The organism is Dyadobacter sp. HNCC25DJ185 (genome assembly GCF_056895195.1).
The window spans coordinates 559,510-571,834 of the sequence record NZ_JBXHAR010000001.1; the positions used below are offsets into that span (position 1 = coordinate 559,510).

The 12,325-nt window shown below is 44.5% G+C and carries 14 protein-coding genes; 2 read left to right on the plus strand and 12 right to left on the minus strand.

What is annotated here, in order from left to right; genetic code table 11:
* From AC1XUF_RS02190 to AC1XUF_RS02230, 9 genes are read right to left on the minus strand one after another with little or no spacing between them, the layout of a single operon-like run.
* On the minus strand, positions 1–852 hold the full coding sequence (locus AC1XUF_RS02190) for a glycosyltransferase family 2 protein (RefSeq protein WP_483340009.1): 852 nt from the start codon (positions 850–852) through the stop codon (positions 1–3).
* Positions 853–894: 42 nt separating this feature from the next.
* Positions 895–2,238 carry a flippase gene (locus AC1XUF_RS02195; protein WP_483340010.1) on the minus strand — a complete coding sequence of 448 codons (1,344 nt, stop codon included), beginning with the start codon at positions 2,236–2,238 and terminating at the stop codon, positions 895–897.
* Positions 2,239–2,296: 58 nt separating this feature from the next.
* Entirely contained in the window at positions 2,297–3,061 is a 765-nt protein-coding gene (locus AC1XUF_RS02200; protein ID WP_483340011.1) for a glycosyltransferase family 2 protein, read from the minus strand.
* Between the two features lie 12 nt (positions 3,062–3,073).
* Entirely contained in the window at positions 3,074–3,964 is an 891-nt protein-coding gene (locus AC1XUF_RS02205; RefSeq protein WP_483340012.1) for a glycosyltransferase family 8 protein, read from the minus strand.
* Positions 3,965–3,980: 16 nt separating this feature from the next.
* On the minus strand, positions 3,981–5,126 hold the full coding sequence (locus AC1XUF_RS02210) for an acyltransferase family protein (protein ID WP_483340013.1): 1,146 nt from the start codon (positions 5,124–5,126) through the stop codon (positions 3,981–3,983).
* A 1-nt stretch (position 5,127) separates the two neighbouring features.
* Complete coding sequence (locus AC1XUF_RS02215; RefSeq protein WP_483340014.1) at positions 5,128–5,700, minus strand: ATP-binding protein; 573 nt, start codon at positions 5,698–5,700, stop codon at positions 5,128–5,130.
* Between the two features lie 3 nt (positions 5,701–5,703).
* Complete coding sequence (locus AC1XUF_RS02220) at positions 5,704–6,042, minus strand: STAS domain-containing protein (RefSeq protein WP_483340015.1); 339 nt, start codon at positions 6,040–6,042, stop codon at positions 5,704–5,706.
* A 5-nt stretch (positions 6,043–6,047) separates the two neighbouring features.
* Positions 6,048–7,205 carry a SpoIIE family protein phosphatase gene (locus AC1XUF_RS02225; protein WP_483340016.1) on the minus strand — a complete coding sequence of 386 codons (1,158 nt, stop codon included), beginning with the start codon at positions 7,203–7,205 and terminating at the stop codon, positions 6,048–6,050.
* Positions 7,202–7,750 carry a hypothetical protein gene (locus AC1XUF_RS02230; protein WP_483340017.1) on the minus strand — a complete coding sequence of 183 codons (549 nt, stop codon included), beginning with the start codon at positions 7,748–7,750 and terminating at the stop codon, positions 7,202–7,204. The genes AC1XUF_RS02225 and AC1XUF_RS02230 overlap by 4 nt, the downstream gene beginning before the upstream one ends.
* Before the next feature lie 184 nt (positions 7,751–7,934).
* On the opposite strand from AC1XUF_RS02230, the gene AC1XUF_RS02235 reads away from it, so the two are divergent.
* Positions 7,935–8,852 carry a glycosyltransferase family 2 protein gene (locus AC1XUF_RS02235; RefSeq protein ID WP_483340018.1) on the plus strand — a complete coding sequence of 306 codons (918 nt, stop codon included), beginning with the start codon at positions 7,935–7,937 and terminating at the stop codon, positions 8,850–8,852.
* 1 nt (position 8,853) lies between these two features.
* Positions 8,854–10,026 carry a glycosyltransferase family 2 protein gene (locus AC1XUF_RS02240; RefSeq protein WP_483340019.1) on the plus strand — a complete coding sequence of 391 codons (1,173 nt, stop codon included), beginning with the start codon at positions 8,854–8,856 and terminating at the stop codon, positions 10,024–10,026.
* Between the two features lie 38 nt (positions 10,027–10,064).
* On the opposite strand, the gene AC1XUF_RS02245 is transcribed toward AC1XUF_RS02240, so the two are convergent.
* The 3 genes from AC1XUF_RS02245 to AC1XUF_RS02255 form a co-directional block, all read right to left on the minus strand.
* The gene (locus tag AC1XUF_RS02245; protein WP_483340020.1) at positions 10,065–10,433 is read right to left on the minus strand and encodes an Hpt domain-containing protein; all 369 of its coding nucleotides are present in this window, start codon (positions 10,431–10,433) and stop codon (positions 10,065–10,067) included.
* Positions 10,434–10,542: 109 nt separating this feature from the next.
* Positions 10,543–11,556 (minus strand): MlaD family protein, encoded by a 1,014-nt coding sequence (locus AC1XUF_RS02250; protein ID WP_483340021.1) that lies wholly within the window; start codon positions 11,554–11,556, stop codon positions 10,543–10,545.
* 3 nt (positions 11,557–11,559) lie between these two features.
* Positions 11,560–12,324, minus strand: a complete 765-nt coding sequence (locus AC1XUF_RS02255) for an ABC transporter ATP-binding protein (protein WP_483340022.1) — start codon at positions 12,322–12,324, stop codon at positions 11,560–11,562.
* Position 12,325: the final 1 nt, after the last annotated feature.

Sequence of the window (12,325 nt, forward strand, 5' to 3'; positions counted from 1 at the left end):
TTACAATTTCTCGATCTCTTTCGGCGCCTTGGAATGCAGATTGAAAAGCAAGCCTTTGAATTCTTTGATGACCCTCTTGGTAAAGAGGCTGAAAAAACTTCCATCCCTTTTCAGGGTCCTGGCGCCTGTCCAGGCGCGAGCGTTATTATTCTTTACTTGTCTGATCTTGCCATAATTCATTAAGGCATAGGCCATTCTCCCGTCTTCTCCCCGCACGTTTTTCATCACAAAGCCTATTTTAAGCGCTGGCTCCCTGAGAAACCCCATACTGATCCCGTAAGTATTGAGGTAGGGCCGGTTGAGGTGGCGGTATTCTGCTATGATGTCTTTGGCTTTTTCCAAAAGCGACAACTGCCAGCGCGAATAGCCTTCTTCGCTGATGAAGGAATATCGTCCGTATACACAAACGACCTCTGGCTGGGTAAGTACTTTCATCATTTCTTCCAGCCAGCAATCGGGATAAAAGCAATCTGCATCAGCTAAAAGAATATATTTCCCCGATGCATTTTCGAGACCCAGCTGTCGCGCGGGGCCTGGCCCCTGAATTTCCTGGAACACAGTCCTCACATGCAATGCATCGATGGTCTGCTGGGTTTTGTCGGTAGAATTGTTATTGACGACCAGGATTTCAAACGGCTTGGAGGTGGCCATGGCAGACAAAGTAGCGACGCACCGAAGCAGGTTGACTTCCTCGTTCCAGGCTGCGATCATGATGGTGATCAGCGGATCGGAGGTTTTTCTGGCGTCGAGCCTTCTATTTATTTCATTAAAAACGCGCTCCGGGATTTGGTCATAGGAGGTATAGGGATAATGGTATTGATCGAGCCAGTCCGGGTTCTTAAAGAATGACATTGGGAAAGGTGTCTTAAATAAGTGAGCAAATGATGTTGAGGGTCAGGTAAAACGGGGCTTTATATATTTCGAGAAAAATTCAGGATAAAACTTATATGCGTAGATGAAGGTATTGAACGTATTGACGTGGAGAATCCGGTTCAGGATTGTCTGCGCGATCGTGAAACTGATGATGTTCGAGATCAGCGTTGCATATGCCGCCCCCATTACGCCAATCCGGCTGATCAGAATGTAGTTCAGGCCCAGGTTTACTGTTGCGTTCAGTACGACGAGCATAAAATTGATCTTTGGCCTCCCGATAGAATCCAGAATCGTGCCGCATTGACGCCCAAAGGGAATTAACATACAATATAACACCGTGACTTTCAGGATCGGAACCGTTTCTTCATACTTATTCCCGGCAATAAAACTGACGACAAAATCGGGAAAAAGGAACAGGAAAAGCAATGCAGGTATCAGCACCGCAAGTATGGTACCTACTGATTTTTCGTAAAGATATTTGATTGCGCCTTCCCCATCGGTAGCCAGCCTTCGCGCACTTTGCGGAAAGACAATGACTGCAATGGCATTGGTGGGGATATCGACGAGGTTCATGATCCTGACCGCAATGTTGAATGCCCCGGAAGCGGCAGGGGAGAGCAGTGAACCCAGCATCATCTGGTCGATTGTACTGGAAAGTATGGAGCCGATAGACGTCCCGAATGCATATTTCCCGTAATTCAAAAGTTTTTTTACCCATTCCCCGGTTACCCGGAAAGTGAAGTGAAGCAGGTCCCTGACGAAAAAATACTCAAGAATGATACTAAGAAGTAATGCAAGTGCCTGGATGTAAACGAGCTCTATGAGGTGTACCTTGATTTTAAAAAAAAAGCAGATAACCAGATAAGTGAAGAAAACGCCCTGCTTGACGAAATTAGTCACGAAAATACCATTGAAACGGAAATTGGCCTGCTCCATCCAGTGAAACTGCGACAATATGCCTGAAAACAAGTATACTACGCTGTACATCATAAACAACGGAACGATTTCCTCCGATTTCCAGATCTGTCCCAGATAATGAGCGATGATGAGGTTGACCAGAATACAAAGCGCTGTGAGCCCGCCGCACAAGGCGAAGGAGGCGGAAAGAATTTTGTGATGTTCTTCCGGCTCAGAAAACGAAAGGTATTTGATTAATGCATTTTGTATGAGACCGCTTCTGACCATTTCGAAAATGGTAGTGGTTGCCACAAAAAGCGTCCACACACCAAAGGAATGTTTGTCGAGCATACGAACCATCAGGTAAAACCCGCCAAAGCCAAACAGGACACTGGTGAAATTCTGCATCACATTGATAATCCCCGACTTTAACCAATAATGGTCGTTACTTGATTTTTCACTTGCCATAAATGCAGATCCTAAATTTTAATGCAAACTCCATTCAATCATTTTCTTAGAGGAATAGCTATTTGCCAATCAGGTAGTCGTAATTGAATTTTAAATGTCGATACAGATGACGCGACAGGGATATCAGGGGATTTTCAGTTTCCCGCCAAAAATTTCTCCTTACCGTACTGGGTTCAGCAGAGGAGTTGATCTGATCAAATAGCCCGGTGTAATCTTCGTAAAACAAAGCCTTTCCCTTGTTTTTCAACACGGACATCATCATGCGGTATTCGGTAACTTCCACTTTTAAACCCTCCGGGTAGCGTCCAAACCGATCGAAGAAATTGCTGCGCCTTAAATGCGGGTGGTCGCTGTAATAGTAAAACTTTTTATAGCCTGGATTCCAGATGCTGAACAGCATGTCTGAAAATCCGTTTTTGTAGGGTTTGAGATAAGGATATTTGAAATAGGCATAGAAGCGGACGAAATCAAGTTCTGTCCTTTCGTTCATAAAGCCTATGGCATGTACCAGGTTTGCGGGAAAAATGGCTTGAGGCACAAAATCCTCCTGTACGTAGAGCGTGTATGGGGTTTTGACCGCGTCCTGCCCCTTGTTGATGTTATTACCTAGTCCTTTGTTTTTCGGTGTTGTTACCAATGTAAAGGTATAAGTGCTTTTAAGACCATTGATGTAGTCAATGTGTTCCTGCTTGCTTCCGTCATCGGACACCACGATATCGCCGAAACTCAAACCCAGGTCACTGAAATTTTTCAACAACCTTTCAAGGGAAGTGCTTCTGTTATAATGTGTTACAAGTAAAGTTATATCATCGAAACGCTGCATATCCGTGAGGACCTATTTAAGATAACCTGAAATAATTTTTCTCAATTTGTTGTAAGCCTTCCTGCTAAGCCGCACCCAGTCTGGCACCGGTTTGTGGTCTTTCCAGGGCGTCATCCTGAGGTATTTGTAAAATTCGTCCTTATAGGCCACGTTGCAATTATAGGATTGAAAGATGGGTTTGATATCCAGATAGTGGATCAGCCAGGGGTCTTTAATGTCCAGGATGGCGAATGTATTCCAGCGCTGGTCGAGGATCACCCATCGGTTAGCCAGGGTCACATTCAAACCGTACTGGTCAGGGAAGCTGGCTGATGCGAGGTTATCAAAAATACACTTGATTACTTTATTGGAAAGGTCGTCTGCCCGCCATTTAATAGGGTCAACCAGCAGCATACCGGCATTAAAATAGGGCGTGTCCGGTGCAAAACCCAATTCTTTATAGTTGGGCACGCCGCCCCAGTCGCTGGCGAAAATTTTTGCTAAGTCCGGTACAGCAGCAAATAATTGATCGCCAAGATCCGTATGCCACAGTTTAGAGATATCTTCGATCAGGATCATGTCCACATCCAGGTACAGGAACCTTTCCGTTTCTTTTGGAATGATGTATGGCGCAAAAAGACGGAGATAGGTAGTGATCGGAAATGCCGACTTATCCACCGGGATCTTTACGTTCGGTGGTATCACATCATTGGTTTTGAACCAATACATCGTTGTTACATCCGGGTTGCTGGACCCCTTTATCTTTTTCTTGCTCGACTCTGAAATCCCGTCGTCTATGATATAAAGGTCGATCTTCTCGGGGGTTTTGTGGTTTACCTCAATGGATTTGATCAGCGCGCCCAGCAGGATGGCATAGTGATTGTCCGTAGCAACGACGATCGTAATTTTGTCTTTAATGCTCATATAAAGAAAGTTATAACTAAATAGACTGTTTCGGAGTTTTCAGTTCAGCTGGCCGGCTTGTTAATGGTGGCGATGTCCGGGATTTGGATTTATAAGCAAATTGCATTTCGATGTATTTATAGGTCCAGGTTGAAAAGAGATAAATGAGCAGAAAATTGGGGATAAACAGATAGGAGTAGGCCGTTTCCGGAAATTTCAATATTCTGATAAAAGCTACATTGAACAAGCTGATCATCAAAGCATGGCTCATGTAAATAGAGTAAGAATACTTCCCAAGGTTATGAAGCAATCTGACCTTTCTGATAGCATTGGAAAATGCCCCTTTTTCGAATGCGAAAATGTAAATGCATAAAAAGAATAACAGCTCATACACAAAGCCGAAAGGTTTGAGTAAATGGCCCGAGCTGATCATCACGATAATCGCTGCAACAGCCAGTATTTCGAGCAGCGTGAACCAGGTAGAAGAAACCGTAGAAAAGGAGGGGTAAGTCAGCCTGAAAATGTTCACGCAAATGGCCCCCAGAAAAAAACCGATGATCCCCCTCAGAAACCCATAGTCAAATGTGAAATCAATTTTGAAGCCATTCTGGATAGATATCAAGGCCCCTGAGGCCACCAGCACCAACAGCAGGTATATCCAGTTTTTAACCTTGTCTGCATGCACCATGAAGATGGTCAGTGTAAGTAGCGCAAAAATGATATATGCCACCATTTCTGCGCTGATAGACCAGCTTGGAATGTTCCAGCTTACGTCTTTCGGATCAAAAATAGGAGTAGAGTTTAACAGGAACAGGGACGAGAGGAAAGTGAAAATGTTGTTGTCGGGGTCGTTTGGGTTGTTTACTTTGACATACGCGGTAAGCATCTTCTTGCCGAATTCAACTATGACAAACAGGATCAGCATGAATAAATGTAATGGATAAATCCTCAAAAAACGCTTCTTCAGAAAGAGCTTCACTTCTCTTACCGAAGATATCGCCTGGTAGCTATACGCAATAACGAACCCGCTGAGCACAAAAAAGAAATCCACGAACATATCCGCGTTCTCTATGAAGCGGTTGTTGATGATCGCTGTCTTTGCAAACGGGCTGAGGTGGAACAAAAATACCAGCGACGCAAACAAGCCACGGAAAATATCCAATACTTCAAACCGGTGTTTCATATCAGCTGTCGTGCAGGTTGAAAGTGCTTAAAAACCTGTTTTCTCCAGATGTGGGCTCATGTTCGTATTCGAAGGCGTCAGAGGCTTTTGTCAAAATCAGCAAACCAAAATGCTCACTCGTGTTAAACAGCAGCGCCGGCATTTGCTGGTCTCCAATTTCCTCAACGGAGAAAACCACCCTGTGCGGATTCTCGGCGTAGGCCGAAAGCGATTCTGTTCCGTTGTGATATACCTGGAAGCTCCTGGGGTACGAGTCTTGTGTCAGCGGCCATGTTATTTTTGCCCCGCTTGTACACTCGTTGAGAGCCAGGGGTTTACCTGTATCCTTTTTTTCGAAAAAAAGCTGGTCATCGTTAATTACGATGCTCAGAAAACACTCCTCTACATCCGAATGCTTGATTGCGTTTGTGAGCATCTCTGTAATGACCCATTTGATCCTGGTGGCCAGACCAAAAGCGATATCGGCCCCACCGATGTTATTTTGGACATGTGCTATACAAAGATTCACTGTATCTGAAATCGCTTCCAGGTCACATTTAAATACTGTTTCAAACCTATTACCGCTGAGCTTCATGCGTTATTTTAATGTCCCCATCGCCTCTGTATAGTCTTTATAAATTTTAAAGACTTTATCCATTCTGATCAGTGTCAGAAGGTTTTGAACATCGGGCTTTAAGGAGACCAGATAGATGTCTATATTTCTGGGCAGCGCATACTTCAACGCGACCACCAGGCTTCCCAGGAATGAACTGTCGATATAATTGACATTTTCAAAACTGACGATAATCAGCTTGGCACCATCCACCATCAGACTGATCATTTCTTCTTTAAATGCTTCTGAATTAGCCAGGCTTGCTTCGTTGGGCAAGATGGTTGCCCGTACAACCTGATTAGTTTCTTCTACTTTTAATACCATTAGGGTTAAGTTTTTTCAATAAAAATGATACTTGCATCATCCATTTGATTGCTGTCATTGATGCGTTCCAATACCCTGGTCCTGATTAATCCGAAACTATCAGGCAAACCAAGGTACGGGCTGATTTTTTCGACAAAGAAGGGATAGTCGCTTTTTTTTGAGCCGTTTGTGGGAATATCAATCATTCCATCGGTAAATATGGCGAGGTTGTCTCCTACCTCCATTTGGATTGTCTGTTTGTCATAAAAACCGTCCTCGAGAAGACCGAGTAACAAACCCGAAGATTGGACGGTTGAAATGCTTCCGTCCCTAGATTTATATTGGATCAGTGGCAGATCGCCAGCCCCGGTATAGTGGACCTCGCCGGTCTTGCTGTCCAGCAGAAGAAGTGATAGGCTCGACAGGATGTTCTGCAGGCTGTCATCTAAATAGATGAGCTTGTTGATCTTCTGGAGGATTGTATCCAGTCTGAAATCATTGTCGAGTACGCAAAAACGGATTGCAGCGCGGATATAACTGAGAAAACCAAAGGTAAAAAACCAGGCTTGCCATTTCTTTCCCATAATATCACCCAAAAAAGCGAAGCAAAAGCGTTCGTCGGCCTGCACAAAATCCAGGAAGTCGCCGCCGGGGTAACCTCTGAAACCTTGGTTCCAAAAGTGCAGCCTGAATCCCGGAACATCGGGGGATTTTACCGGTATGGATTTTACATTCAGTGTTTCCGCTGCGATTTTTAATTCCCGCACAGATCTGGAATGCTCGTTTTGCAGGGATTTAATGATATTGTTCAGCTTGGATATGATGACAGGAATGGGGGTCTCCTTATTAATAAAATCCAGGGCATACATGCTCAGACCTTCGAGAACTAGGGAATTGTCTGTGAAGGAAGTCAGGAATACAAAAGGAATATCTCTTATCTTGGGATTCATCAATACTGCCTGCCGGAAGTCGAACCCATTCATTTTTGGCATATCATAGTCCGACAAGATCAGGTCTGGAGTCTCTGTCAACAGCAACTCAAGCGCTTCGGTTGCCGATTCGCATAGCACGCATTGATAACCAGCGCGTACCAATGCTGATTCCACCACTTTACTAAAAAGCCTGTTGTCCTCCACCAGGAGGATTCTTTTTACTGCAGCCGGCGTTTCAGCAAATGCGATCATTTCCTATTGAAGTTTAATACCAGCAATAGGACTCCACCAAAAATGATCAGCAGCGAAATCAGGTCCATGACCGTGACGCCATCATTGATATTGAAATAGTATATCGTAAAAATCTCGAAGCTCGGGGGCGCTGGCATAATGATCATCGACAATCCGGTGACAATCAGCAACACCGCCAGAATCAGCATCACGATTTTTTGCAGTGTATTACGTTTGAGATAGTTACTGCTTATTTTGCTGTCAATTGGATTTTCCGCGAGTAACTTTTCCAGGCCATCCAGAAGTTCTTCCCTGGAGAGGTTGTTCTCTTTGTCGAGGGTCTGAAAGGGGGCGATTTTCTTTTGGGCGGCCGCCGATTTCTTAAATGCTTCTTCTATTTGTTGCTGGTACGACCGCGACACGTTGTTGTCCACGACCGACCGTCCTATTATTTCAACAAGCTCCTGGACCTTGTCGGCCAGTATGTTTTTTTCAAGATCATTTTGTGAGATTTGATTTCCGGAATTTTCCGAAACCCTGTTTATGTCCAGAGATGATATTTTCACTTGATCAATTTTTTGTTGAATTTTGACGGATTATAGTGAGATTTTTGGCATCTCAGGACAATATCTGGCACTTCAAGCTACATTTTTCTTAAAGCTATATTTTTATTATTAATTTTGAAATAGTTCTACAAATCAACAAAAATATTCCCTCAATCAGAACGGTTTTAAGAAGTCATTTTCAAGAATGAGAAAAGTTTCCATTGTGACCGTCAATTTCAACCAGCCTCAGGTTACCGAGGATTTGTTGAAATCTTTGAAAGAGGTAAATGTCTATCCAAACCTTGAAATCATCGTCGTTGACAATGGAAGTAAGGTGAATCCGGTTACAAACTGGAGGTCGAAATATCCGGGCGTAACATTCATCAGGTCAGACAAGAACACTGGTTTTGCTGGAGGAAATAACCTGGGAATTGTACACGCTACGGGTGAATATTTGTTTTTGATCAACAATGATACAGAAGTAACTCCCGAACTAATTGGCAAGCTCGCTGCCACACTTGACGCCAATCCTAAAATAGGGATTGTCTCCCCCAAAATCCACTATTTTGATCATCCGGGTATGCTCCAATACACAGGCTACACCCCTATGAATTATTACACCGCAAGAAATGCTTGTATCGGGCAGTTCGAGGAGGACAAAGGCCAGTACGACTCATTGAGTGGCAGGACAGGCTATGCCCATGGCGCCGCCATGATGATCCGCCGGGAAGCACTTGAAAAGGCTGGACTGATGGCAGAAAATTATTTTCTCTATTATGAGGAGCTCGACTGGTGCGAACGAATACGGAAAGCAGGTTACGAGATCCATACGGACTTGTCGGCGCTGATTTATCACAAAGAGTCAGTTTCGGTGGGGAAAAGATCAGCTCTGAAGGAATATTTCATGAACCGCAACAGGATATTGTTTATCCGGAAAAATGCGCCGCCCATGACCTTTGTGCTTTTTTGCTGCTACTTTCTGGCTGTGGTTGTTCCGAGAAATCTTATCCAATACATAAAAAATAAAGAGTTTCGCTTTATTCCTGTTTTTTTCAGATCAATCGCCTGGCATTTCACAAACAAAACGGATAGCGGGAACCTGGGCTATCCATTGACCCGCTAATATGGAAATATTCTTTTGGCTCAGCTTATTTATCGTTTTTTACACTTTTTTGGGGTATGCAGTTGTTTTGTACGTGCTGGTACGCATTCGAAGGGCCATTAAAGGCAAAAGGACCATTCCGGGGTTAGATCAGGAATTCCCCACCCTTACACTGATCGTCGCAGCGTATAATGAGGAAAGTATCATTGAGGAGAAAATCAAAAACACCCTCGAATTGTCGTATCCTGCAGGCAAACTCACCCTGATCTTTGTAACCGACGGCTCATCAGACCGTACTCCCGAATTGGTAAGTGCTTATGACCAGATCAAGCTGATGCACACGCCGGCACGTAGCGGAAAAATCCTGGCCGTACATCGGGCGATGCACGAAGTTACAAGCGATGTGGTGGTTTATACGGATGCCAATACTTTCCTGAACAAAGATGCCCTGGTACTGATCGCCAGGCATTATGCCGACCCGACGGTGGGCGCAGTTTCCGGGGAAAAGAGGGTTATGCAGGCTGCAGTATCCGACGCAACAGCAGGAGAAGGTTTTTACTGGAAATACGAATCGACACTTAAAAAATGGGATTCCGAGCTGTACTCGGTCGTGGGTGCGGCAGGAGAATTGTTCAGTGTTCGCAGGGCATTGTACAAGGAGGTGGAGCCCGACACAATCCTGGATGATTTTATGATATCCATGCGCATTGCGTTGCAGGGATACCGGATTATTTATGAGCCGGAAGCGTATGCCTCTGAGTTGTCTTCGGAAAATATCAAGGAAGAGCTGAAAAGGAAGGTCAGAATTGCTGCGGGGGGAATTCAGTCCATTCTGCGTCTTGAGAAATTATTGAACCCGTTCAACTATCCGGTTTTGTCGTTCCAATACATTAGTCACCGGGTGCTGAGGTGGACGATCACACCCTTTTTGATGATCCTTGCATTTGTCCTGAATATTTTGATTGTGTGGCAAAGAGGAGGCTGGTTTTACGATCTGTTATTGGCAGGCCAAATTGTTTTCTACGGACTCGCACTGGCAGGCTGGGTCATGGAAAGGAGAGAAATCAAGGTGAAGGCGCTATTCGTTCCCTACTATTTCTGTATGATGAATTATGCAGTGATAGCAGGGATCCGAAGGTATTTCAAAGGGTCGCAGAGTGCTGCCTGGGACAAGGCCAAAAGAAAAAGCGCATAGAGTAAGCTATACTCCGCCAACTCGCAGTCTAAACTCATTCAGATCAGTTTCAATCGTTCCGATTCTTGTTCCAGGATGGGAATGACGGAATTCAGCTCTCCAGATATTTTGCGGTACATCTCCATTAATTCGGAAGTATCCGCATTATTCTTGATCGCCCGTTCCAGTTCGTCGACTTTGGGACGTAGTTTCGTAAGGCCAGTCATGGTAAACGAAGGTTTAAGGCCGTGTACAATGCTGGCAGATTCTTTTTTGTCGTCTGTCTTTAGGGCATTGTCAAGTGCATGCCATCTGGGGAGCGAGTCACTCAGGAAAGCGTCAAAAATCATGTGTAAAATGACGGGGTCTTCGCCATAAGCCTGATCGATATAGTCAGAATCCAGTACAGGGTTCAATTGTAAGGCCATCAGTGTTTAATTAAAAAGTATCTCAGACGCTAAAAAGAAATCAATGTAGTAATAGTCAGTAGAACTACTGTAATTACTACGGGCCAGGCTATGCTGCAAAACTATACATTTATTGGTTAACCTGCTCCTTCACTTCCTGATTTGCCGACTGCTTTGCTTCTTCCTTCGCTTTCTTTTTGAAATAACGACGGAAAAGGAAATTGGATCTTAAGGCCTGCATATTCTCGTCCAGTTTGCCGGTACTGGTTTCAAGATTTTTTAATGTTCCTTTCAAATTAGCTGCAGTAGCCTCGTCGTGTAGCAAAACGCCGATGGGACTGGTTGTATTGGAATTGAGATCTGCACTCGCGGTCTTAAGGTTATTTACCATAACGTTGGCAGAAGAAACGGTTTCGTTCAGCCTGGCAATGGTACCTCTCAGATCCTTCATAATCACGGTATCTGTGGCAAAATCATTGGCCAGACCACCTTTCTCATTTAATTTCGCAGAATAACCCGAGAGAGATGCTGTCAGTGTCTGCGCATTGACCGAAGCTTTTTTCAATGCAGCCAGTGTTTGCTCAACGTCATTGTAAAGTCGCTCGTCATTCAACAGCATTCCAACAGTACCCTTTCCCTCTAGTATATTTTTACTGATTGTCTTGAATGCACTGGTGATGCCCAATAAGTTCTTATTATTTTCAGATAAAACGGCAAGCATTTCATCGGTACTTTCCATTTTCTCGACGACGAGCTCATCCCCGTCCTCTATCGAAGGCACTTTCTGGGTCCCTCCGTAAATGACAATGATTTTGTTTCCGATTAATCCGTCGGTACTGACTTTCGCCTTGGCATTTTTACGGACGAATTCCTGTGATTTTTCTTCGATATGCAGCATGACCTCCACCTTCGAATTTTCCAGGAAACGAATGGACTTGACGGTCCCAATCTTCACACCGGAGTACCAGATGTTGTTTCCTTGTTTAAGGCCGTTGACGTCGTCAAATATAGTCTTCACTGTAATCGTCGATGAAAAGACCTTTTTCATACTACCAATGGTAAGTATGCCTGCAACGAGTATTACAATACCTATCAGCACAAATAGGCCTACGGTTATGGAGCGTTTTCTTGTTGATGTTTCCATTATTTACTGAATAAAATTATAATCGTAAAAACTCTTGATTCTCGGCTCTTCCGAGTCAAATACTTCCTCGAAAGTGCCTTGCCTGAGGAACTTTCCATCCAAAAGCATGGCGATCCGGTCCCCGGTGGCTCTGGCGCAGGTAAGATCGTGGGTAATGATGATGGAACTGGTGTGGTATTTTTCTTTTACCTCATTGATCAGCTGATTGATCTCCAGACAGGTGATTGGGTCAAGGCCGGCTGTAGGCTCATCATAGAGCATGATCTCCGGTTTCAATATCAGCGTCCTGGCAATACCGATCCGCTTGCGTTGCCCGCCCGAAAGTTCCGACGGAACCTGGTTGATGGTCTGCAACAGGCCAACGGCGTCGAGTACTGATTCGACCTGCTCGTTAATGTTGGCGCGAGTGAGGTTTTTCACATTGCGTACCAGAGGGAATTCGAGGTTTTCGCGTACAGTCATACTATCGTACAACGCACTGTTCTGGAATGAAAAGCCAATTTTAAGGCGCAGATCGCGTAATTCCTTTTCGTTTAGTTTGGATACTTCCTTACCTAGCACAAGACATTGTCCGCGGTCCTGGCGAAGCAAGCCGGCAATGATCTTGATAAGAACGGATTTGCCGGTTCCCGAACGCCCAAGAACCACCACGTTTTCGCCTCTGTTCAATTTCAAATCCACGCCCCGCAACACATGCAGATCTCCAAATGACTTGTGAAGGTCCCGGATATCTATGACGGTTTCCTCGGATTTGGCAAAATCTTCCATT